At 58.6% G+C, this 23,087-nt stretch carries 22 protein-coding genes and 1 tRNA gene; 15 read left to right on the top strand and 8 right to left on the bottom strand.

Translation table 11 applies throughout. The features are described 5' to 3' along the window. The first annotated feature begins 61 nt into the window (after positions 1–61). Genes AC2FF8_RS12590 through AC2FF8_RS12570 form a run of 5 tightly spaced genes read left to right on the top strand, consistent with a single transcriptional unit; the run spans position 62 to position 5,825 of the window. Positions 62–1,504, top strand: coding sequence for an aldehyde dehydrogenase family protein (locus tag AC2FF8_RS12590; RefSeq protein WP_170345750.1), 1,443 nt, complete (start codon positions 62–64; stop codon positions 1,502–1,504). After that, positions 1,504–2,478: a membrane dipeptidase gene (locus AC2FF8_RS12585; protein WP_170345751.1), complete on the top strand. Its 975-nt coding sequence runs from the start codon at positions 1,504–1,506 to the stop codon at positions 2,476–2,478. Before AC2FF8_RS12590 ends, AC2FF8_RS12585 begins: the two co-directional genes overlap by 1 nt. Before the next feature lie 4 nt (positions 2,479–2,482). After that, positions 2,483–4,171, top strand: coding sequence for a hypothetical protein (locus tag AC2FF8_RS12580; RefSeq protein WP_496879853.1), 1,689 nt, complete (start codon positions 2,483–2,485; stop codon positions 4,169–4,171). Continuing rightward, on the top strand, positions 4,168–4,797 hold the full coding sequence (locus AC2FF8_RS12575; protein ID WP_496879852.1) for a DUF3726 domain-containing protein: 630 nt from the start codon (positions 4,168–4,170) through the stop codon (positions 4,795–4,797). The genes AC2FF8_RS12580 and AC2FF8_RS12575 overlap by 4 nt, the downstream gene beginning before the upstream one ends. Before the next feature lie 11 nt (positions 4,798–4,808). Then, positions 4,809–5,825: an Ldh family oxidoreductase gene (locus AC2FF8_RS12570; RefSeq protein ID WP_496879851.1), complete on the top strand. Its 1,017-nt coding sequence runs from the start codon at positions 4,809–4,811 to the stop codon at positions 5,823–5,825. 464 nt (positions 5,826–6,289) lie between these two features. Here AC2FF8_RS12570 and AC2FF8_RS12565 read toward each other — a convergent pair. Next, positions 6,290–6,366 (bottom strand) — tRNA-Arg (locus AC2FF8_RS12565). Positions 6,367–6,481: 115 nt separating this feature from the next. Here AC2FF8_RS12565 and AC2FF8_RS12560 point away from each other — a divergent pair. Both AC2FF8_RS12560 and AC2FF8_RS12555 read left to right on the top strand, forming a co-directional pair. Next, positions 6,482–7,507 carry a LacI family DNA-binding transcriptional regulator gene (locus AC2FF8_RS12560; RefSeq protein ID WP_496879850.1) on the top strand — a complete coding sequence of 342 codons (1,026 nt, stop codon included), beginning with the start codon at positions 6,482–6,484 and terminating at the stop codon, positions 7,505–7,507. Next, a complete protein-coding gene (locus AC2FF8_RS12555) occupies positions 7,504–8,724 on the top strand; it encodes a winged helix-turn-helix domain-containing protein (protein WP_496879849.1) in 1,221 nt (406 codons plus the stop codon). The genes AC2FF8_RS12560 and AC2FF8_RS12555 overlap by 4 nt, the downstream gene beginning before the upstream one ends. Positions 8,725–8,727: 3 nt before the next feature. On the opposite strand, the gene AC2FF8_RS12550 is transcribed toward AC2FF8_RS12555, so the two are convergent. Then, positions 8,728–9,426 carry a fumarylacetoacetate hydrolase family protein gene (locus AC2FF8_RS12550; RefSeq protein WP_496879848.1) on the bottom strand — a complete coding sequence of 233 codons (699 nt, stop codon included), beginning with the start codon at positions 9,424–9,426 and terminating at the stop codon, positions 8,728–8,730. 608 nt (positions 9,427–10,034) lie between these two features. Next, entirely contained in the window at positions 10,035–10,469 is a 435-nt protein-coding gene (hpaR, locus tag AC2FF8_RS12545) for a homoprotocatechuate degradation operon regulator HpaR (protein WP_170345758.1), read from the bottom strand. A 233-nt stretch (positions 10,470–10,702) separates the two neighbouring features. Between hpaR and AC2FF8_RS12540 the strand changes: the two genes are divergently transcribed. Then, on the top strand, positions 10,703–11,473 hold the full coding sequence (locus AC2FF8_RS12540; RefSeq protein WP_496879847.1) for an HpcH/HpaI aldolase family protein: 771 nt from the start codon (positions 10,703–10,705) through the stop codon (positions 11,471–11,473). A gap of 4 nt (positions 11,474–11,477) precedes the next feature. Here the strand turns inward: AC2FF8_RS12540 and AC2FF8_RS12535 are convergent, their stop codons facing one another. Then, positions 11,478–12,620 carry a DUF3095 domain-containing protein gene (locus AC2FF8_RS12535; RefSeq protein WP_496879846.1) on the bottom strand — a complete coding sequence of 381 codons (1,143 nt, stop codon included), beginning with the start codon at positions 12,618–12,620 and terminating at the stop codon, positions 11,478–11,480. A 141-nt stretch (positions 12,621–12,761) separates the two neighbouring features. Between AC2FF8_RS12535 and AC2FF8_RS12530 the strand changes: the two genes are divergently transcribed. The 3 genes from AC2FF8_RS12530 (at position 12,762) to AC2FF8_RS12520 (ending at position 16,127) form a co-directional block, all read left to right on the top strand. Then, positions 12,762–13,934 (top strand): MFS transporter, encoded by a 1,173-nt coding sequence (locus AC2FF8_RS12530; RefSeq protein ID WP_496879845.1) that lies wholly within the window; start codon positions 12,762–12,764, stop codon positions 13,932–13,934. Positions 13,935–13,953: 19 nt separating this feature from the next. Continuing rightward, positions 13,954–15,009, top strand: coding sequence for a glycosyltransferase family 4 protein (locus AC2FF8_RS12525; RefSeq protein ID WP_496879844.1), 1,056 nt, complete (start codon positions 13,954–13,956; stop codon positions 15,007–15,009). Positions 15,010–15,104: 95 nt separating this feature from the next. Further along, complete coding sequence (locus AC2FF8_RS12520; RefSeq protein WP_170345763.1) at positions 15,105–16,127, top strand: aspartate-semialdehyde dehydrogenase; 1,023 nt, start codon at positions 15,105–15,107, stop codon at positions 16,125–16,127. A 104-nt stretch (positions 16,128–16,231) separates the two neighbouring features. Here the strand turns inward: AC2FF8_RS12520 and AC2FF8_RS12515 are convergent, their stop codons facing one another. Then, a complete protein-coding gene (locus AC2FF8_RS12515) occupies positions 16,232–17,422 on the bottom strand; it encodes a S41 family peptidase (RefSeq protein WP_496879843.1) in 1,191 nt (396 codons plus the stop codon). A gap of 284 nt (positions 17,423–17,706) precedes the next feature. On the opposite strand from AC2FF8_RS12515, the gene AC2FF8_RS12510 reads away from it, so the two are divergent. Continuing rightward, complete coding sequence (locus AC2FF8_RS12510) at positions 17,707–18,624, top strand: endonuclease/exonuclease/phosphatase family protein (RefSeq protein WP_425079420.1); 918 nt, start codon at positions 17,707–17,709, stop codon at positions 18,622–18,624. A gap of 47 nt (positions 18,625–18,671) precedes the next feature. Here the strand turns inward: AC2FF8_RS12510 and AC2FF8_RS12505 are convergent, their stop codons facing one another. After that, on the bottom strand, positions 18,672–19,208 hold the full coding sequence (locus tag AC2FF8_RS12505) for an SRPBCC family protein (protein WP_496879842.1): 537 nt from the start codon (positions 19,206–19,208) through the stop codon (positions 18,672–18,674). Positions 19,209–19,309: 101 nt separating this feature from the next. After that, positions 19,310–19,960, bottom strand: coding sequence for a carbonic anhydrase (locus AC2FF8_RS12500; protein WP_170345767.1), 651 nt, complete (start codon positions 19,958–19,960; stop codon positions 19,310–19,312). A 144-nt stretch (positions 19,961–20,104) separates the two neighbouring features. On the opposite strand from AC2FF8_RS12500, the gene AC2FF8_RS12495 reads away from it, so the two are divergent. From AC2FF8_RS12495 to AC2FF8_RS12485, 3 genes are all read left to right on the top strand, one after another. Next, positions 20,105–20,494 carry a hypothetical protein gene (locus AC2FF8_RS12495; RefSeq protein WP_170345768.1) on the top strand — a complete coding sequence of 130 codons (390 nt, stop codon included), beginning with the start codon at positions 20,105–20,107 and terminating at the stop codon, positions 20,492–20,494. 63 nt (positions 20,495–20,557) lie between these two features. Continuing rightward, the gene (locus tag AC2FF8_RS12490) at positions 20,558–21,940 is read left to right on the top strand and encodes a leucyl aminopeptidase family protein (RefSeq protein ID WP_496879841.1); all 1,383 of its coding nucleotides are present in this window, start codon (positions 20,558–20,560) and stop codon (positions 21,938–21,940) included. Then, the gene (locus tag AC2FF8_RS12485; protein WP_425079423.1) at positions 21,937–22,674 is read left to right on the top strand and encodes a C40 family peptidase; all 738 of its coding nucleotides are present in this window, start codon (positions 21,937–21,939) and stop codon (positions 22,672–22,674) included. Before AC2FF8_RS12490 ends, AC2FF8_RS12485 begins: the two co-directional genes overlap by 4 nt. On the opposite strand, the gene AC2FF8_RS12480 is transcribed toward AC2FF8_RS12485, so the two are convergent. Beyond that, a complete protein-coding gene (locus AC2FF8_RS12480; RefSeq protein WP_480685588.1) occupies positions 22,671–23,021 on the bottom strand; it encodes a DUF2794 domain-containing protein in 351 nt (116 codons plus the stop codon). The genes AC2FF8_RS12485 and AC2FF8_RS12480 overlap by 4 nt on opposite strands. Positions 23,022–23,087 lie beyond the last annotated feature (66 nt).

The raw sequence follows: 23,087 nt of genomic DNA, 5'->3' as shown, positions 1-23,087 counted from the left end.
CTGATATCGGCAGCAAGTTCCATTCTTTCGCAGACTGAACTTTGCGAATTTGGGGCCTGACGTGACCAAACTGAATCTGATTGCCGGCGAATGGCTGGCGGGCGAAAGCGAAATTGAAAACCGCAATCCATCGGACCTGAGCGATCTGGTCGGTATGTTCGCGCAGGCCAGTGCCGATCAGCTTGAGGCAACGCTGGATCAGGCGCGTGTGGCACAGTTGGAGTGGGCGGCTTACGGGTTGGAGCGCAAGCAGGCCGTACTGAACGCCATCGGCAATGAACTGATGGCCCGCGCCGAGGAACTCGGCACTCTGCTCAGCCGTGAAGAAGGAAAACCGCTGGCCGAGGGCAAGGGCGAGGTCTACCGCGCCGGTCAGTTCTTCACCTACTATGCGGCCGAATGTCTGCGACAGATCGGTGAGAACGCCGATTCCGTGCGCCCGGACATCGAGGTTGACGTGCGCCGCGAGGCTGTTGGCGTGGTTGCCATCATCAGCCCGTGGAACTTCCCCACCGCAACGGCTTCGTGGAAGATCGCCCCGGCGCTTTGCTATGGCAACGCGGTTGTGTGGAAGCCCGCCAACATCACCCCTGCCTCGGCCGTGGCCCTGACCGAAATCATCGCGCGGCAAGACATCCCCAAGGGTCTGTTCAGCCTGGTGATGGGCTCGGGCCGTTCCATCGGTCAGCGTCTGGTGGAAAGCCCCAAGGTCAATGCGATTTCATTCACCGGATCGGTTCCCGTGGGTAAAGGCATTGCTGCTGCGGCCATCCAGAACCTGACCAAGGTGCAGATGGAAATGGGGTCCAAAAACGCGCTGGCCGTGATGGACGATGCCGATCTGGATCTGGCGGTGACGCTGGCGCTGGGCGGGGCATTCGGCGGCACCGGTCAGAAGTGCACGGCTTCGTCGCGTCTGGTCGTCCACGCGGGCATCCATGATGCCTTCGTCGAAAAGCTGGTGGCCGGTGCACAGGCGATGAAAGTCGGCCACGCGCTGGAGGACGGCGTTCAGATGGGTCCGGTCGTCAGCCAGCAGCAGTTGAATGAAAACCTCGCCTATGTCGATCTGGGCAAATCCGAAGGCGCCGAGTTGGCCTGTGGTGGTCAGCGGCTGGAGATGCCCCATGACGGTTTCTACATGTCGCCGGGCGTGTTCCTGAACACCACCAACGATATGCGCATCAACCGTGAAGAAATGTTCGCACCGCTGACCAGTGTCATCAAGGTCGGCAGCTATGACGAGGCGCTGAGCGTCGTGAACGACACCAATTTCGGCCTGACCTCGGGCATCGTGACCAAGTCGCTGGCTCGCGCAACCCATTTCCGCCGCAACGCACGCACCGGCGTGGTGACGGTGAACCTGCCCACCGCAGGCACCGATTACCACGTGCCATTCGGCGGTCGGGGTGACAGTTCGTACGGTCCCCGCGAACAGGGCAAAGCAGCAGCCGAGTTCTACACGACCGTCAAAACCGCCTATATCAGCGCCGGCCCCGTCTGATGCGGATCGACGGCCTGCAATATGCCAACTGGTCGGAAAAGATCTTCCGCCAGCTGCGCGAAGGGGGCGTGGACGCGATCCACGTCACCATCTCCTATCATGAGAATTTCCGCGAAACGGTTCTGAATTTCGAGAAATGGAACCGCTGGTTCGAGCAATACCCGGATCTGATCATGAAAGGCCGGTGGGCCAGCGACATCGACACGGCACGCGAAACGGGCCGGACCGCCGTGTTTTTCGGATTTCAGAACCCGTCGCCCATTGAAGACGATATCGGGCTGGTCGAAATCCTGCACGATCTGGGCGCGCGGTTCATGCAACTGACCTACAACAACCAATCCCTGCTGGCGACCGGTTGCTACGAGGCCGAAGACACCGGCATCACCCGCATGGGCAAGCAGGTCATCAAAGAGATGAACCGCGTGGGCCTTGTGGTCGACATGAGCCATTCGGCAGACCGTTCCACGATCGAGGCGGCTGAAATCTCGGACCGGCCCATCGCGATTACACATGCCAATCCGCACGAATGGTCCCCGGCCCTGCGCAACAAGCGGGATGACGTCATCCGCGCGGTAACGGAAAAAGGTGGGATGCTGGGCTTTTCGGTCTACCCTCACCACCTGAAAGACAAGTCCGATTGCACGCTGGAGAGCTTCTGCGAAATGATCGCCCGCACTGCCGACAAATACGGGGCCGAACATCTGGGGATCGGCACTGACTTGTGTCAGGATCAGCCCGACAGCGTCGTGGAATGGATGCGTGTGGGGCGTTGGACAAAAGAAATCGACTATGGCGAAGGCTCGGCCTCGGCTCCGGGATTCCCACCGATGCCGGGCTGGTTTCAGGACAACCGAGACTTTGGCAACATCGAAAAAGGGTTACGCGCGACCGGCCTGAACGATGACGAAGTGGCCGGGATCATGGGCAGGAACTGGTACCGGTTCTTTGCCGAGAACTTCGTCCCACAAAGGTAACCAAATGGAACCACACGCGCAGACAGAGATCGCCAGACGTGACCCATCCACGGTCATGCGGCTGTCACGGTTGGGATCGTTGCACCAATGTCGGCTCAGCTTTATGCGGCAGCTGACCCGCCGCATGGCCGAAGAAAACTGGAGCTTTTCGCGCCCTGCGTTTGAAATTGACAACAAGGGTGTGGGCCATGCGGTCTATACCGCGCAAGGCCCCGATCGGGCCTATTCGCTGGTCGCCTTTGCCCATGACCTGCCCCCCGAACAGCGATCTGACCGGGTGATTGCCGAGGCCTGGGATGCCACCTTCGCGTTGTTTGACGGCATTCCAACGGCACAGGATATCGACCGTCTGTCGCAGAATGTTCCGTTGCAAGAAGCCGGACGTGTCAGCGAAGCCGAACTGTCCCTGTCTCGGGCCAACCGTTCCGTGCGGCTTTGGACACATGTAGTGGATCGTCTTGCGGCGGGGCAGCAACCCGATCTCGAACAGATCTACAAAGTCGGTTACCTGATGCGGACCACGGCCGTTTATGGGTCGGGCAAATTTGGCGCAGCAGACCGGGAAAAGACAGCCGGCCGGGCCGAAGTCAGTGGTCCGTTCCAGATCGAGATGCTGTCAGTCTATCTGACCCGCGCCTTTGTGCGCGATCTGGTACAGCATATGGCGCAGGTCAAAGGCGGGGATCGGACCGCAGAGCTTGATCCAGACATCGCCCGTTGGCTGGGCATCGGGAATTCGACCGGCCTGGGTATGGCCCCGTTCATCGTCAATCACCCGGTACTGTTCAACAACTGGATCATGGTGCGCGAAGAAGCAATCTCGCGCGTTCGGTCCATTGGGACGGCTTCGGCAGATGAAGCACGTGTCTTTTGCGATGTCTTTGCACGTTGCAAACAGTCAATCGCCTGGTGGCGATCTGAACACCCGGTGCAGATGGAAAAGCTGGCGGCGCTGAATTCGGATCTGGATAAAATCGAAGAGTATCTGGCCAAGGATGACCTGACACAGGACCACCCCTGGAACCGTCTGATCCTTTGGTCCGAAACCGCGCTGACCGAAGAAGGCCAAGAACTGCTGGCCTCTCTGATCCTTGAACCTTATGGCACGCTTGTTGACGGGCTTGCGAGTTGCATGGCGGACACCAACACGGCCGCGCAGGTGATTGATGGGGCAATGCCGGTATCGGCGGTGCGTGCGTTGATCCGGAACAGCTTTGACTGGGCTTTGAACCTGGATTGGGCCGCCGCCGAAAACTGCGCGCGGGCTTGGTACGTGTCCGAAGAAAAGCTGGAACCCCGGCTGGGGGAACGCTTCGAAGAACCGATCTCGGATTATGAACAACCTCTTGCACCGGCACGGGATGCGACCCTGGCTTTCGAAGCAATGCAGGACTGGCCTGATGACACTCCGATCGCAGAGTTTCTGTTGCGCCATCCGGAACACCGCCACAGCGTGCGCCGCGCGCAAATCAGCCGCATCGCTCCGTACGGTGAAATTCGAGACAACACGATCAGCGCCCAGGTGATGCCCATTGATATGCTGCGCGCCAAACTGTCCTTCTTTGGGGCGACGCATTTCGACCCGCGTTCGGATCGGTGGGTGCGTATCTGCATGTATTCAGGTGCACCCTACCCGGAAGAGCTGAACACCGCGAACGCCGACCTGTGGGTTTATCCGGAAGTTGTGCAATGACCTTCTCGTTGAACGAAGTGGAAGCCACTGCCAAACGCGCAACCCGTGGGGCTGGATATGCCTGGGGTGTGGCGGAAGAAGCCGCGAAAGCAACCCGATGGCTTTGCGTTCAGGGGTTTGACGGACCAGCGATCCTGGCCCAGTTGCTTGAGCAGGAATTTGCGCCGCACCTGGAACATCACGTCCCAGAGGCCCGGGACGGTATGTGGACCGGTGCCCGGGATCTGTGTCCCCTTATGACCGGATCGGCATTATCAGATTTCCCGGACGCCCTGTCACAAGACAAAGTTCTGATTTCCAATGTTGCCGCACCTCTTCTGTTGCTGCCCTTTGTCGCCACCATGGCGAAAAAGCGGAAATCGACTGTGGAAATCACTTTGGACGGGTTTTCCGCGACCACTGATGGTGTTCATCTCAGCTGTGAAGAATTCGGAATGGACAGGGCAAACCGCGTCGGGATAACCGAAATCGACCAAATCAGACCCGCCCGCTCCATGCACAGCCGCGCCACCCCGGATCCGGGGGCGTGGAAGCTCCTCAACACCGTGGCGCATCGCACCTATGCCCCCGCAACTGAACAATCCCGACTGCTTGGCGCTGGTTCAGGCGTGTCAGACAACGATTGAAGGACGATCCGATGACCGAAACCAGAACTCTCTCGCTTGCCGAAATAGAAGAGCTGTCATTCAATGCGCTGGTGGCCGCCGGCACAAGCGAAGAAAACGCGCGCCCTTTGGCTGTTGCCACAGCCGCGACCGAAGCGGACGGCGTGGCCAGCCATGGGCTGGCGTATATCCCGATCTATTGCGAGCATGTTCAATGCGGCAAGGTGGACGGTCAGGCAAAACCAGCCCTTGAAACCCCGCGTCCGGGCCTCATCCGGGTCGATGCCAAAACCGGGTTTGCACATTCGGCCATTGATCTGGGTTTCGAGGCGCTGATCCCGGCGGCACAGGAACAGGGCATCGCCGCATTGGCGATTACAAACAGCTACAATTGCGGTGTGCTGGGTTATCACACGTATCGGCTGGCCCAGGCAGGGCTGGTCGGATTGGGGTTCACCAATGCGCCAGCATCCATCGCACCTTCGGGCGGATCGAAACCTGTTGTTGGCACCAATCCTTTCTCGATCGCGGCACCGGGTACGGATGGTCAACCCGCACTGCTGATTGATCAAAGCGCCAGCACCATCGCCAAAAGCGAAGTGATGAAGCATGCACGGGAAGGAAGGGCCATTCCCGTCGGATGGGCGCTGGACGCTGACGGCAACCCGACAACGGACCCTAACGTCGGTCTGAAAGGCAGCATGGCCCCGTCCGGCGGCTACAAAGGCGTGGGTGTTGCTTTGCTGACCGAAGTCATGGCCGCTGCCCTTACGGGATCTACACTTGGGTTGAACGCATCGCCTTTTTCCGGAACGGCCGGTGGCCCCCCAAAGACCGGGCAGTTTTTCATTGCGATTGATCCCGCAGCGTCGTCCGGCGGCGCGTTTTCGAACGCCATGGCGACTCTGGTTGAATCGATCAGAGCTCAGGACGGTGCGCATCTGCCCGGCGATGGCCGCCGCAAGAACCGGCTTTCGTCAAGCAAAGCGGGAGTCGCAGTGAACTCCGCAACCCTGTCAAAGATTGAAGCGATTTTGGGCTCCGGCTAGGCGACGGGTTCACCGCCCATTGAGTGCAGTTGCCAAGTGGTGGCGATCCCCAAGACTGCACCGGACAATTCGGTCAAAGGGTTTGCCTGTCTCTGGTTGGCAGGCGCGTTGAAAGGCAACGGGATATGCGCCTGTATCCCGGGCGCAAAAAGCGCAAGTCGTGTGTGAAATCCGATACGGCGAGATCCATGCCGCGCGAAAACGTTCGGCAGACAAAGAAACTGGCAACGCGTTGAAACCCGACAGGACCGATGTCCCACGGTCGTCCTATCGGCTGTCGTCATGTGCTGGTGTTGACACAACCGGCCAGATCCAAACCCGCCATGTTTCACCACACCGCATGGCTGCTCGGGATTCCTTCCGCTCCTCAGAGTTTGTTCGTATGTGGTGTGGATTGTTGGTGTAACTCCACCGTATTGCCACACCACGGAATATTTGTCCTCAAAATGGGCATTTGGGAAAACTGGCGACCCCGGCAGGATTCGAACCTGCAACCTGCCCCTTAGGAGGGGGCTGCTCTATCCAGTTGAGCCACGGGGCCGCGCCCTGCCTTCTGTAACCGGGATTTTCCGGGTTGTCATCGCCTTTGCACAATTGTTGTACACACCGACCTGTTCACGCTAGCATCGGACAAAACAACTACGCAGGTGCCTCCCGTGAACAGTGAAACCAAACGCCCGCTTACCCTTCGTGATGTGTCCGAGGCTTCCGGTGTCTCAGAGATGACGGTGAGCCGGGTTCTGCGTAACAGGGGGGATGTTTCCGACGCCACCCGCACCCGCGTTCTGGCCGCCGCCAAAGACCTGGGATATGTCCCCAACAAGATCGCGGGCGCGCTGGCATCCAGCCGGGTCAACCTGGTCGCGGTAATCATCCCCTCGCTTTCGAACATGGTATTTCCCGAGGTGATGACCGGCATCAATCAGGTGCTCGAAGATACCGAGTTGCAACCCGTGGTTGGAGTGACGGATTATCTGCCCGAAAAAGAAGAAAAAGTGCTGTACGAGATGCTCTCGTGGCGCCCCTCGGGCGTGATCATTGCAGGGCTGGAACACACCGACGCGGCCCGCGCCATGCTGGATTCAGCGGGCATTCCCGTGGTCGAGATCATGGATACCGACGGCAAACCTGTCGACGCGATGGTGGGCATTTCACACCGCCGGGCCGGGCGCGAGATGGCGCAGGCGATTCTGAAGGCCGGGTATCAGCATATCGGCTTCATGGGTACCAAGATGCCGCTGGATCACCGCGCCCGAAAACGCTTTGAAGGGTTTACCGAAGTGCTGGGCAAACACGGGATCGAGATCGAAGATCGCGAGTTCTATTCCGGCGGCTCTGCCCTGGCCAAAGGGCGCGAGATGACGCAGGCCATGCTTGAACGGTCGCCAGATCTTGATTTCCTGTATTATTCCAACGACATGATCGGCGCTGGTGGTCTGTTGTACCTGCTGGAACAGGGCGTGGATATTCCGGGGCAGATCGGTCTGGCCGGGTTCAACAACGTGGAACTTTTGCAGGGTCTGCCGCGAAAACTGGCGACGATGGATGCCTGTCGTCTGGACATAGGACGTCAGGCCGCACAGATCATCGCTGAACGCCTGAAGGATCCGGAGTCTGAAATCGAGACACGGGTCACCCTGACCCCCAAGATCAGCTATGGCGATACTCTGAAACGACGATGAACACCCCCCTGAAACGGCTCGACAATCGGACGGCCCGGGCCATTTTCATGGATCGTCACGCTTTGGCCGAACAGCCCGCGGGCGCGGCCAAGGGCGCCGGGCTTCTGGACCTTGTCCAGCGGCTGGGGTTCGTGCAGCTCGACAGCATCAACACGGTTGCCCGCGCCCATGACATGATCCTGTTTTCCCGACGGCCTGCGTATCGCAGCGCCAACCTGAAAAGGCTCTATGAAAGGGAAAAAGCGCTGTTCGAACACTGGACACATGATGCGGCCGTGATCCCGATGTCATTCTATCCGCACTGGCATCTGCGCTTTCAGCGTGATGCGGATCTCTTGAAGGCGCGATGGAAGAACTGGCGGCGGGATGGGTTCGAACAGCAGTTCGAAACGGTCTTGCAACACATCCGCGACCACGGACCAGTGTGTTCGTCAGACGTTGGCAAGGATGAAAAAAAAGGCTCGGGCGGTTGGTGGGACTGGCACCCGTCAAAAACCGCTTTGGAGTTTCTGTGGCGTTCCGGGGCCCTGACCGTCGTGGGTCGCGATGGGTTCAAGAAACGCTATGATCTGACTGAACGTGTGATTGAAACCCGCCTGTGCCCCGGGAACATGGCCTGTGATGCGACGGCGACCGTGGATTGGCTGTGCAACGCGGCACTGGACCGGTTGGGGTTTGCCACGTCCGGAGAGCTGGCCGCGTTCTGGGATACGGTCAGCGCCGCCGAAGCCAAAAACTGGTGTGCCACGGCGTTGGCTCAGGGAAACATCGAAGAGATCGAAATCACTTGCGCCGATGGACGCCTGCGCAAAACCTTTGCCCGCCCTGATTTGATGGATCGGGCGGCCGACTTGCCGCAACCGCCCGGACGGATCCGAGTGCTCAGCCCGTTTGATCCCATGCTTCGGGACAGAAACCGGGCCGAGCGGCTGTTTGGCTTTCACTATCGCATCGAAGTTTTCGTGCCCGAAGCCAGGCGGACATATGGGTATTACGTCTTCCCTTTGCTTGAAGGTGATCGGTTGATCGGCCGGATCGACATGAAGGCGCATCGCGATCGCGACCTGCTGCATGTCAAGGCACTCTGGCCCGAACGCGGGGTGCGATGGTCTGACGCCCGCAGCCGCCGCCTGAACGCCGAGCTGGAGCGGATACGCCGGCTGGCAGGCGTTGAACAGGTCGAATTCGCAAGGGGCTGGCTGAAAGACCCTAAATAGGGTCTATTCCGCGTCAGTCAGTGTCAGTTTGATCGGTTCCAGCCCGTCAATCTCTCCTGTTATGATGTCGCCGGGCACAACCGGGCCTACGCCGGCCGGTGTACCTGTCAGGATCAGATCGCCGGGGCGCAGATGGTAGAAACCGGACAGATGGCTGACGATTTCATCGATCTTCCAGATGAGCTCTTCCAAAGTAGCGTCCTGGCGCAATTCGCCGTTCACGCTCAACCGGATGTGTTTGGCATCGTCAGGCGACCAGTCCGTGGCAGGGGTCAGCGGCGCGAAGACTGCTCCGTTTTCGACATCTTTGCCCAGATCCCAAGGCCGCTGTTTGTCCCGTTCTTGGAATTGCAGATCGCGGCGGGTCATGTCGAGCGCACAGCCATAGGCATAAACCGCATCCCAAGCCTGCGCGCCGGAGGCGCGAAACACCGGTTTTCCGATTGCCAGCGCCAGCTCCATTTCGTGATGGTAATTCTTCGTCCCCGCCGGGTACGGAACCGTCGCGCCGGACAGGATCGCGTTTGGCGCGGATTTGGTGAAATAGAAGGGCGCATCGCGATCCACCTCATTCCCCATCTCTGCTGCGTGCGCGGCATAGTTTCGCCCGACGCAGAAAATGCGACCGACAGGGTACCCGGCCGTCTCGCTGACGACAGGGATGGTTATGGGATCGGGAAGGGAAAACAGGCTGTTTGACATCGTGGTTCCTGAATTTTTCATCGCTGCCATCTTACGCCTGCCAGAGCTGCCAGCAAGCGGGGAATGCACGCTGGATTTCGCCAGTATCCACGAGTTGTTTCAGCGCGAACCTGCTCAATTCTGACCTGAACGGCCAGTGCCGTTCCAAAGCGGCTTCACATCCGTCTTTATTGATGCACCGGAACTTGGGCAGATCGGAAATTAACTTGGCTCTGGCGCAAGTCGGGCTAGGTTTTGAATTGGAATTGCAGGGTGCATCCATCTTGAGGGGTGCGAAGGCAGCAAAACACCGCGCATGCGGGAACATTCGGCCAGTATGACGCAAAGTCATCCCTTGCGGGCCAGGTTTTCGTTCGGCAATTGCCCAAGTCTGTTTCGGAGAGCATGGGTGCAAGGCCTTTCCCCCAAAGGCCAAATAGCCCTAATCAGAGCCACATTTCCGGCTCGCCATATACTCCGATGCGCAGGCCGGACCGTCAGGCAAGGCGTGACGCAACCGGCCTCAGGCCAGGCCTAACCCAAATCCAAGTCTGGCCACCCCGTCGGAGATCGCCCCTAGAATCTCCGGCGGGGTCTTGGCAGATGACACAAGTGTTTTGCGAAGCGCATCAGGTATCCAGGTCGTTCAACTCGTTCAGAAGGTCCAGCAACAGTTCGTGTTTTTCCGGCCCCAAGCGGGATCGAATGCGTTCCGCCTGCGCCATGCTGGCGGGCTGATTGGCGTGAATGATCTGAACGCCACGCTCGCCGATCTCGACAATCTGGCGACGCCGGTCCGCTGGATGGCATCGTCGGGAGATCAGGCCGCGATGCTCCAGCTTCTGCAATATCCGTGTCAGGCTTGGCAACAATAGACAGGCGCGTTCGGCAATATGCGTGGGCTCCTGCGGGCCTTCTTCATTCAAAACCCGCAATACGCGCCACTGCTGTTCGGTGACACCGGCGTCGGCCAGCATTGCTCGGATGGGTCCCATAACCTTTTCCCGCGCCCGCAAAAGCGCAATAGGCAAAGATCGCGACGTCAGTGGGAGGTCGTCGGTCATGCCAAAATTATCGCCGAAATCCGTGATTTACGCAAGGGAACCCTCAGTTTTCGGTTTGAAGCACAAGAACCGCCGGAATGCCGCCACCCTTGCGTGACGCGCCCTTCTCGCCGTGAATCCGATTACACATAATTGCATTAAAACTGGACAATTTCGTGCCACGGAAGAAGATGAGGAAACGGCCACTTTCGCGACCACGTCGCGCCGAAGGTTTTGCAACAAAAGGAAACAATATGGCTGCGCAGCAGAACGCGTTCAAACAGGCTCTAAAAAAGGGAGAAATGCAGATCGGGTGCTGGATGAGCTTTGCGGAGCCCGCAGCGGCCGAGATGATGGGAACCGCGGGCTTTGATTGGCTGGTAATCGATGGAGAGCATGCCCCTAACGATATCCGGTCGATCCGAGACCAGCTTGTGGCCCTTGAAGCAAGCAATTCTCATGCGGTTGTGAGGGTCCCCGTGGGTGAGACTTGGCTGATCAAGATGGTTCTGGATGCGGGTGCTCAGACCATTCTGGTTCCGATCGTGGAAAGCGCCGCGCAGGCGCAAGAGCTGGTTCGGGCCTGCCGCTATCCCCCTGCCGGTGTCCGCGGCGTGGGCGCGATGGCATCGCGGGCGACGATGTACGGATCGGTCGGAGATTATATTCAGACCGCAGATCAGGAGATTTGCCTGTTGTTGCAGGTTGAAACCGGCGCCGGAATGGCTGCTCTGGACGACATTCTGGAGGTTGACGGCGTGGATGGCGTATTCATTGGCCCTGCCGATCTGTCGACCGATATGGGCCATCAGGGCAACAGTGCGGCGCCCGAGGTGCGAGCGGTTATCCGAGATGCACTGACCCGGATCAAGGCCGCAGGCAAAGCGCCGGGCATTCTGGCCACAAATGACGAGGCCCGGCAGGCATATCTGGATATGGGCGCACAGTTCTTGGCGGTTGGCATTGATGTGATGCTGCTGACGCAAACGGCACGTGATCTCGCCGCACGATGGAAAGCCGACTGAACGTTCAACGGACCATGGCCGCTGCGGCCTGGGCGTATCCGCCCGAGGCACCATCGACGAAATGAACATGATCGTCCCGCGTGGCCGACGGGACAAAACACGTCATCATCGCCTCGTCCTGCACGTGCAAACCGTATCGGATTTTGCCGCGCCCGCGCGCTTCTTCCAGCATCTGTTCGATCTGTCGCAAAGTGGCCGGATCACAATCCAATGTCATCTTCAGACCGTCATCAAACTTGCGGAAATCGGCATTCCTGCTGACCATATTCCTGTAATGTTTGGGTTCGAACTGTCCCAGCTTTTTACCAGTCTTGAAGAGTATCGCGATCAGCAGGTTCTGAATCAGAAGAACGAGCTTGTGCAAAAACAAATTTCTCCCGTTGCGCGAAACATGCGCGTCAATGTCGAGGCCGGGGGGCGGCCACGTCATGGGTGGGCCATTCATCGGCACCGGATGACCTGCGCGCTCCAGCTCTTCTGACGCGGACAGAACCGATTGCGCAAGGTCGGCAAAATCACGTTCAGTTGCTGACGCGGTGGGTTCAACAACCAGTGACACGATCTGACCATGCCGCGCCGGGCTGTTGGACCATCTACACGACAAGCCTGTCAGGTTCGGCTGCGCACCCGGTTCGGCAGGCGCGATCATATGACGACCCGCCTTCATCTCTGCCTCGGCCCAGGCCAATCCTCCGCCAGAAAACATGGCATAATCCACGCCGGAGGACGGAGCAAAACGGGCGACACGCAAGTCCCTGCCCGCTTTTCGGATTTCCGCCACCGATACCAGCGCCGCACGCAACGGCATGGAAAACTCCTCTTCCGCCCAGCGCCGCAAAGCTGAAAGAGTATCCCGCGCTGCTTCAACTTCGCTGGGGGGGACCGCAAACGCCGCCCCGTCGCCGCCAAAGACATAGGGAAACAACTTGCCGTCCATCGCGTTTATCATCGCCGAGATTACGGCAGCCCCAACGGTGTTGACGGTTTTGTATCGTCCCCGTGCGATCTCGCCGGTTGAATCGACAATGTCGGCGACCCCCAGAAACCAGTCGTCGGGCACCGGCGAAAACTGCGCCGGGTCTGCCAGGCGGGTGAAATCCCGCAACAGGGGCAGGTTTTCATAAAATGCAGAATGGAGGTCTTTCATTTTCCCCCTCGAAATCAGACTTCTGACAATGATAGCCGGAATTCGGCCCAAGTCCTGCTACTGAAACATAGTACACATGCTTGTGCGTTGCATCATTGCGTGCCAAGCATTCCCTTCGGATGAGCGGAAAAGAGGCGGGATATGCAGGCGGGTTTGGTGGTTTTGTGCCTGGGCTATGTGCTCAGCCAGTTTTTCCGTGCATTTCTGGCTGTGCTCAGCCTGGATCTTGAACGCGACATCGGCGCCACACCCGAAGATCTGGCCTTTGCGTCGGGCCTTTGGTTTCTTGTGTTCGCTGCAATGCAAATCCCGGTTGGCTGGGCGCTGGACAAGGTTGGGCCCAGGCTGACCGCAGCCGCGCTTCTTCTGGTTGGTGGTGCAGGAGGATCCGCGATTTTTGCGGTCGCGACCTCACCGTTGCATGTCAGCGTTGCCATGGGCCTGATCGGCGTCGGGTGCTCTCCGGTTCTGATGGCATCCTATTTCATCTTTGCCCGCGAATACCCGCCCGCGAAATTCGCGACACTGGCCGCCGTCATGCTGGGCGTCGGCTCGGTGGGCAATCTCGTGGCCTCCTATCCGACTGCGCTTGCTGTCGAATGGATGGGATGGCGCGCCACCATGGTTGGGCTTGCCGTGATATCTGCCGCGATTGCTTTGGGTATTTGGCTGAGCCTGCGTGATCCCGCGAAGGTTGATACGGAACACAAGGGTTCACTTCTGGACCTGTTGAAAGAGCCTGCACTGTGGCTGATCATGCCCTTGATGCTGGTGGCCTATGCGCCCTCTGCCGCGCTGCGCGGGCTATGGGCCGGGCCGTATCTGAACGATGTCTTCGGGCTCAGCACCACCCAGATCGGCACCGCGACACTGGTCATGGGGTCTGCGATGATTGCCGGTACCTTTGTCTACGGACCGCTGGATCGCGTATTTGGCACTCGGAAGTGGGTTATCTTCACAGGCAACGTGCTGGGCGTGGTGGCGCTGACCCTGCTTTGCGTGTGGATTGACCATGCCACATGGCTGTCCGTTCTGCTGTTGGCCGTCATTGGGTTCACCGGGGCCAGCTTTCCGGTCATCATGGCCCATGGGCGGGCCTTCGTCCCCCCCCATCTGGTGGGCCGAGGCGTGACCCTGTTGAACCTTTTCGGGATCGGAGGGGTCGGCATTGCCCAATTTGTCACCGGGCGCATTCATGCCGCCACCGCTGAGATCGGGACAACCGCGCCCTATACCGCGATATTCGGGTTTTTTGCGGTAACCCTTGCCATCGGTTGCGTGATTTATCTATTCAGCCGGGATAATGTGGATTGAAGCAATTGCGGAGCAAGCCGTGCAGGAAATCGAGGTTATAGCGCCGAACCTGAAACACAGCCTCTCCGGCGTCACCACAACCGTCATCCGCCTGCTGCCGATCCAGAAGCATATGATCGGGATCGTTGCCACGGGACCCGGCCTGCCGGATGATCTGCCCCACATCCGATTGATCAAAGTTCCATTCCTTTCGAACAGGACGCCCCGGGTGTGGCATGCGCGGCGCAATACCGAAATGCTGATGGGTCTGTTTCTGAAACATGTGCTGCGACGCAATCTGAAACTGCTGTTCACTTCGGCTGCGCAACGAAATCACTCGGGGTTCACCAAGTGGCTGATCTCGAAGATGGATGCGCTGATCGCCACAACGCCGCAAGCGGCGTCGTTTCTGGAACATCCCGCAACCGTCATCATGCACGGTGTGAACACCGAACTGTTTCACCCGGCCGAGGACAAAACCGCCCTGCGACAGAATCTGGGGCTGCCAGAAGGGACCTTGATCGGGTGTTTCGGGCGCATTCGACCTCAGAAAGGCGTCGATCTGCTGGTGGATGCGGCGATCGAGGTTCTGCCGAACCATCCCGACGCCAGCATCGTATTCACCGGGCGCGCCACCAAAGAATTTGAAGCGTTCCAACGGGAACAGGAGGCCAAACTCAAAGCTGCCGGTCTGTCGGACCGGGTGCACTTCCTGGGCGAGCGTCCCTGGGAGGAGATCGTTGAAACCTACCGCGCCCTTGACCTGTTCGTGGCCCCGGCCCGTCACGAAGGGTTCGGCCTCACACCGCTTGAGGCGATGGCTTCCGGCGTGCCTGCAATCGCCTGCCACGGGGTTGGCGCGTTCAGCGCCCAGATCGAGGACGGGGAAACCGGCCGCTTGATCGAAAAGGACAACGCCGCGGCACTGGCCAAAGCACTTGAACAGATGCTGAGTGATCCGGACAAGCTGGTGCAATCCGGTCAGGCCGCAAGACAGCGTGTCGAGCAGCATTTTCGAATCGAAGGTGAGGCCGAGGCCATCGTGCGGGTCTATCGGTCTTTGCTGAACACAGGCGAAAACGCGCATTCGGGTTAAAATCGACGTCAATTCGGCCAATTCACCCGTGATAGCCCTTTTTTCTTCGCTGCAACGCGGCTATGAACGCGCGTCCTTAACATTGGAGACATGAAATGGGCTATCGCGTCGTTGTCGCCGGCGCCACGGGTAACGTGGGCCGCGAAATGCTGAACATCCTGGCGGAACGCCAGTTCCCGGTCGATGAACTTGCCGTGCTGGCAAGCCGTCGTTCGCTGGGGACCGAGGTGAGCTTTGGCGACAAGACACTGACCACCCAGGACATCGACACCTTCGACTTCACCGGCTGGGACATGGCCCTGTTCGCCATCGGCTCGGACGCAACCAAGACCTATGCCCCCAAGGCGGCTGCGGCTGGCTGTGTGGTGATCGACAACTCGTCGCTGTATCGCTATGACCCGGACATTCCGCTGATCGTGCCGGAATGTAACCCTCAGGCGATCCACGACTACAAGAACAAGAACATCATCGCCAACCCGAACTGCTCGACCGCGCAGATGGTGGTGGCGCTCAAGCCGCTGCATGACCGCGCCAAGATCAAGCGCGTCGTGGTCTCGACCTACCAGTCGGTGTCGGGCGCCGGTAAGGAAGGCATGGACGAGCTTTGGGATCAGACCAAGGCGGTTTACAACCCCACCACGGACGTGCCGCCGAAGAAATTCCAGAAGCAGATCGCCTTCAACGTCATCCCGCAGATCGACGTCTTCATGGAAGACGGCTCGACCAAGGAAGAATGGAAGATGGTCGTCGAGACCAAGAAGATCGTCGACCCGTCGATCAAGGTTACCGCGACCTGCGTCCGCGTGCCGGTTTTCGTCGGCCATTCCGAGGCCGTGAACATCGAGTTCGAAGAGTTTCTGGACGAAGACGAAGCCCGCGACATCCTGCGCGAAGCGCCGGGCATCATGGTGATCGACAAACGCGAAGCGGGTGGCTACGTGTCACCGATCGAATGCGCGGGCGATTTCGCCACGTTCATCAGCCGTATCCGCCAGGATTCGACCATCGAGAACGGTCTGAACCTGTGGTGCGTCAGCGACAACCTGCGCAAGGGCGCCGCCCTGAACGCGGTGCAGATCGCGGAACTTCTGGGCCGCGAGGTTCTGAAAAAGGGCTGACATCCCGGTTTTCGCCAAAGCCTGAAAACCAGAAAACCCGCTGATTGTTCAGCGGGTTTTTTGATAAGTGCCAGGTTTGCGGGCTGGACGACCGTCGTGCGAATTCAACGGTCGTTTATCCAATTGCTCATGCTCTTGAGAACGCGTTGATGGAACTCGCCTTGCGCATCCTCTGCCGCAGACCCTTGGACCCATTCCAAATCCAAATTCAGTGCTCCTACAGCTACGATTTTGCGCGCAACTTCGGGCGGGGTGGTTTCGTCAGTCGTTCCGTTCTTCCAATCGTGAAAGGCTGATGAATATCGAACGACCGCTTTGCTGGCCGGCAGATCGAGCAACCCGCCCTCTGCAAAGAACGTCAAGCCATCACCCATCTCCTCTCCAATGAGTGTGAGCCTGTTTCCCAATCGATGTTTGAGGATGGCTACAAACACGATCGCTGCGGAAAACGTGAATTTATCGACAAGCACAACAATCTGCTTGATTGCACTTTCCGAGATCGCGTCGATCAAGGGCATCGTCAGAAGAAAGTCGCCCCCCGTGTTTCCGCGAACGTCAATTAGGAGTGGTTTGTTCGAGCAGGCGCGCACGCATTCCACTGCGGCTGAGATGGCTGCAAGCAGCGCAGTTTCGTTCGGATCGAAGAAGCTTGGCAACACAATTGATAGCCCAAGGTCCTGCCAGTTCTTTATCTCTACAAAAGCCTCAGGCTGCCAGGTTGGATCATCCTTGCCGTGCTCGTTTCTGGGGTACAGCACGGATCCGGGAACGGTGTGTCCATTGGCCACTTTCAGGTTCGTTATCTGTCCATTTTCGTCCCGCAGACGATACTCGGTCGTTCCGCTGCCTGACGCAAAACCCAAACGTGCCAGTGCGTACGGCCAAGCCAAAAGAATCGGTCCGATGACCCGTTTCCTTTGGCGCCTTCCCGCCAGAAACTGCTCAGCAGCGGCTTCAATCCGGCTCAGATCTGCGCCATTGACCGCTATCAGCTCTCCTCGAGGTGCGGTTATCTCTGGTGCCGCGCCGATGAGTTGCACGGAACGCCCTACGGTCACGAACCTCAGCGGCAGCACCTCGATCGCATCGTTCGGGATCAGCCGTGTGTGCCCATTGTCGGGAAGTGCCAATAGACGCATCGCTGACATCAGGAAGGCTTCGTTGGAGCCCTCCAAAGCGTGTCGCCTGGTTTCACAAATACAACTGTCTATCACGGCCCTTTCGATCCTCCGAAAGCTGGGATCGGTTGGCAGCACAGTTTCCAAAATTTGGTTCAGATCTTCCGTGAGCGACATGTTTCACGGTGCGCATAGCCGCTCGTCAATGTCCAGATTGGGCTCAAGAGAGGACTATCAACACCCAAATCGGATTCGCTCTCAGTCTTGTCTGCCAGTCAAACTTCACCTCTACTTGTAGCTTCGAAAGAAACCTGTGCAGCCGCACAGTCTTGCGCGCGTTGAAAATCGCCAAGTTGTTGACAAAACCAGACACGCTTGCCACCTAAAACTGAACCTTGTTCGTGGCGGATGCCGGAAGTCCGGAAAAAATACTGCCCGGTGCAGGGTAAAAGAGGCAGGGCATGCAAATTTCGACCAGACGCAGGATTGCCAAGTCCCTGACCATCGGATGCACATGCGTTCTGATGGCACTGATCGTCATCGGCTTTACGGGGCAGGTCTTTGCCGTAGGAGATTCAATCGCTCTGCTCCGTCCTCAGGCTGGTGTTCTGCTTCTGGCCTGCGCCGTGATACTTCTTTTCATGCGTGCCAGATTTCTTGCATTGACCACCTTGGTCTTTGCCGGGGCGGCCATTGGATCCATCGCCGCCAGCGTTGCCGCGCCCTCGGACGATTGCAACGGATCCTGCCTGACGCTGTACCAGAAGAACCTCATGAGCAAAGCCTGGCCCCGGTATTCACTGGCCGAAGACATCATTGAGTCCAATGCACAGATCGTGACGTTGCAGGAAGTCTCCAGCCACAATCGCAAGTACATGAGCAACCTGTTCGAGCATTACCCCGAAAAGGCGATCTGTGAATTCCGCCCTGAACAAAACGTCGCCATCCTGACGACCTTGCCGATCGTCGAGAACTCCGAATTCTGTCTGCAAGGTTATGGGCTTGTGGGGTTACAGGTCAAAGCACCCGGCGGTGATTTGATCTGGGTCGTATCAGTTCATCTGAACTGGCCATTTCCTTACGACCAGTCCAGGCAAAGCCAGGTGATTGCCGACCGCATCAGCCAACTTGAAGGGCCGGTTCTGATTGCCGGGGATTTCAACATGGTGCCTTGGGGCGAAAGCGTCAGACGGATCGGAGCGGCCGCAAACAACCAGAGCTTTGGAACCGTCCTGAACACCCACAACCTCGGCAGTTGGAAAATCCCATTGCCGATAGACAACCTTTTGTTCCCCAAAGGCACAACCGGAACGGTAGAACTGCGCCCCTTCATGGGATCCGATCACCTGGGAAAGCTTGCCCGGTTTCGACTGGGCTAGGACTTCGGTCAAGCACACCGCCGTATGCTTCCATACAAACAAGCGGCCTAGCCTTGGGTTTCAACCAGTTCCTTCAGATTGGTCAGACCACGTTCATAGTCCTCGCCCACCCATGTATCCATCATCACCCCCATCCAGCGGGAGATAGGGTTGAGACCCAGATCCGAGTCAAACCCCCAGGTCACTCTGGTTCCCGCCCCGTCAGGCTCGAGGATGAAGGACGCTGCGGCAGTACCCATCGGACCAAAATCAAGCGCCGTTCTGACCCGTTGGTTTTCCACGCTCTCGACGATTTTCTGTGATCCCGTGCCAACCTGCGGGTGATCCGACGCCCAGTTCAGAGTGTTCCCGACCCCGGCGGCAGGGCCGGAATAGGTCAGTTTGGTTTCGGGATCGCGGTGCAGCCACGGAGACCACTTTTCGGTTTCCTGCATCGAATTCACGTAAGGAAAGATGGCTTTTGGCGGCGCATCGATCGCAATGCTACGCGAAACTTCTGCCTTTCCCGGCAACAGATAGGAAGCCGCGACCAGAACCAGAATGCAAACGACCAATCCTGCGAAGATGCGCTTGATGACTTTCATGGCAGGCTCCGATCTTCAAATGCAATGAGTAGAGTATACCAAAAACGGCCCTGAATCAGAGCCGCTATCTGTATCGTTTCGGATTTGTCGATGTGTTGTCGTCAGACCGGGACGAACTTTTTTTGGTAAGGGTCATAGCTTTCAAGCCCGCCTGCACCGATATCCGTCCACAAGCCGTGCAAGCTCAGCGCGCCTTGATCAACGGCTGACGAGACGAAGGGGAAGGTCATCAGGTTTTCCAGTGATGCGACGACCGATTGACGTTCGAACTGTCGTGCCTGTTCGACACTGTCTTCGATATCCGCGACCAGTTCGTATTTCGGCTTGAGAATATCCATCCAGCGACCAACAAAACTGTCCTTGGCATCCAGCTGCGGCGCCTGCCCCTTGCACATGTCGATACAGCCCTGCACGCCGCCGCATTGCGAATGCCCCAGCACGATCAAATGAGCGACCTTGAGCGCCGTTACGGCATATTCGATGGCGGCGCTGGTGCCATGGTGGTCCCCGTCCGGAGCATAGGGCGGCACCAGGTTGGCGATATTGCGGTGAATAAAGAAATCGCCCTGGTCAGCGCCGAACATGGATGTGACGTGAACCCGGCTGTCGCAGCAGGATATGACCATGGCACGGGGGCGTTGCCCTTCATCGGCAAGACGGCGATACCAGACTTGGTTTTCCGAATATGTCGTGGCCTTCCATCCGTGATACCGTTTTACAAGGTAGCTCGGCAGAGGTTTGGCAAATTCCATTTCAATGTCCCCGTTCTTGTCGCTGACGGATGATCTAAACCGAATTCAAAGAAAATTCGAGCCATTATCCAGTTTCCCTGCAAGGTTTTGCAAAGGAATTTTCTGCCAGGATCAAGACCGCGCCGTGGGGGCGTTTGAATTAGGGTGAATGTGGTGGAAAAGATTATCACGCTTGAACACAAGGAATCCGTCCGTCTGGACTCGGATCAGCTGAGCGGGCTGTACCGGCAACTTGGCGACAAAAACGCGCTGGACGTTCTGTGTCGCACGGTCGAAGAGCTTGCCGTGCGCCTGTCGAACTGCGAACGCTACTGGCGTCAGCGCGAATGGGCGGACCTGCGCAAATGCGCCAGGTCGCTGGTCGCAATATCCGAACAGATCGGGATGACGGCCCTGGCCCGGGTGGCGGGTGACGTGGCCCACACCGTCGATGCCGGTGACGCGGTTGCGGCGGGTGCGACGCTTGGGCGTTTGATCCGCGTGGGCGAACGATCGTTGACCGCCGTCTGGGACCAGCAGGACCTTTCCGTCTGACAGGGGTTGCGGGCAGATCATGCGCGGCTAGTCTGTGCGCAGAAACCATCAGCCGAGACGCCCATGACCCTGTCCTTCGCCCCATCCTCTGACCCGTCGATACCGCTTCATGTGATTGCGCAGCCGGATCTGGACAATTGGTTGCAGGATCAGCCGGATACCGTCCGGGCCTGGGTTGCCGCAAACGGGTTTACAGGTGCGATGGGGCAGACCCTGCTGGTGCCAGGCGCGCATGGTGCGGTTGAAATGGTGCTGGCCGGGTATGGAACAGAAGACAAGCGCGCGCGAAAAAGGTTCCCATTGGCCGCCGCAGCCATGACGCTGCCTAAAGGAACCTATCATATCGTGTCCGGCATTCCCGCCGATCGGCTGGAGATGGAGTGTTTGGGCTGGTTGATGACAGGCTACGCCTTTGATCGCTACGCGTCTCAATCCGCTGGAACCGCGGCGTTGATTGCGCCCGAAGGTGTCGATGCCAACCGTATCGAAGCCATGGCCAATGCCGAAGTTCTGACCCGCGATCTGGTGAATACGCCGGCCTCGGATATGGGGCCTGAGCAGTTGCAGCAGGCGGCCGAGGCTCTGGCCGGCGAATTCGGTGCCGCGTGCAGCGTGATCAGCGGCGCGGCCTTGCTGGAACAGAATTTCCCCATGATCCACACCGTAGGGCGCGCCGCCGAACAGGCCCCCCGGCTGATCGAGCTGAATTGGGGCAGCAGCGGCCCCAAGCTGACTCTGGTCGGCAAAGGGGTATGTTTCGATACGGGCGGATTGAACCTGAAACCGGGCGCATCCATGGGTCTGATGAAGAAAGACATGGGTGGCGCGGCCAATGTGCTGGGGTTGGCGCGGATGATCATGCAGCTGGGTTTTCCCCTGCAATTGAGGGTCCTGATACCGGCGGTCGAAAACGCGCTTGCCGGAAATGCCTTCCGTCCAGGCGACATCCTGACCTCTCGCAAGGGGCTGACGGTCGAGATCAACAATACGGATGCCGAAGGGCGTCTGGTGCTTGCTGATGCGCTGGCGCTGGCGGCTGAAGGAGAGCCCGATCTGGTGATCTCGATGGCGACGCTGACCGGGGCCGCCCGTGTGGCGGTGGGCCCCGATCTGGCACCGTTCTACACCGATGATCAGCACTGCGCATCTGCCTTGTCGCATGCCGCAGAAGCTTCGGCTGATCCGGTTTGGCGCATGCCGTTCCACGCGCCGTATGAAGCGATGATTGAACCCGGTATCGCCGATCTGGATAACGCGCCGTCGGGCGGGTTTGCCGGGTCGATCACAGCCGCCCTGTTTCTGCGCAGGTTCGTGGGCGCATGCCGCTACATCCATTTCGACATCTATTCCTGGCAGCCCAGTAAAGAGCCCGGTCGCACCAAGGGCGGTCTGGGTCAGGGGCCACGTGCCGTTTTGGCGGCCTTGCCAGAGATATTGGGACTGTGACACGCCACCGCATATCCGCACCCGTTGTCGATTTGCTGCGCAGCCCAGACGGACCACGCGACCGGCAATTGTTGTTCGGTGATACGGTTCGGATCGAGGAAACAAAGTCAGGGTGGAACAGGGTCATCGCAGACAAAGACGGGTATACCGGCTGGTTGCGAACGGATCAGCTGACGGCGGATGCGCCTGCGACCCATTGGATCACGGCGCCTGCAACGCATGCCTACCAGGAAGCGGATTTCAAAAGCCGCGATCTGGTGTCGCTGAGTTTCGGAAGCAGAATCCAAGCCAGGACCGAGACGGACCGGTTTGTTGAAACCGAACTTGGTTATATCCCAAAGGTACACACGGCGCCGATGACCGCAAAGCCTGACGACCCGGTCGAAGTGGCCAAGCTGTTTCTGGGCACACCCTATTTATGGGGCGGCAACAGCCGGTTCGGCATCGATTGTTCCGGGTTGGTGCAGGCAGGGCTTTTGGCTTGCGGCCTGCCTTGCCCCGGCGACAGCGGCGATCAGGAGCGCGCTTTGGGCAATACCGTGATCGAAGGGACCCCTGCGCAACGGGGTGATCTGTTGTTCTGGAAAGGGCATGTGGCCTGGGTTTCAGGCGACAACATGCTGCTGCATGCGAACGCCAGCCATATGGCGGTGGTATTCGAGCCAATGGATCAGGCGATCCACCGCATAATGGATCAGGGTGACGGGCCTGTGACAGCCCACAAAAGGCTCTAATCCGGGTTTACGGCCCGGATCAGCTTGCGCTCCAATACCCGCAGGACTGCTCGCAGATCATGGCCGCGCTTCAGGATGCGGCCATCCATACCTATGACGGAATACATTCCCTGTCTCGACCGCAGGCGCGGATGCTTTTCGACTCGGTAGATCGGGTGTTCCGCGGTGCGCCGGAAGATCGAGAACACCGCCATGTCGCGCAGGTTGGAAATGCCATAGTCGCGCCATTCCCCGGCGGCGACCATCCGACCGTAAACGGATAGGATTTGAGACATCTCATGCCGGTCGAAAGCCACGGGCATCTGCGCTGCGCTTGCCGAGAGCCGGCTGGGAGGCTGCATATTCATACCTTCAGCCTTGCCGGAAATCGTATTTGAATCAAGCCTGATGCGCTGTTGTCTTACAATTACGAC

The organism is Ruegeria sp. YTSA144 (genome assembly GCF_059610125.1).
The sequence above is the reverse complement of the archived record's forward strand: the minus strand, read 5'-3'. Positions and strand labels throughout refer to the sequence as shown.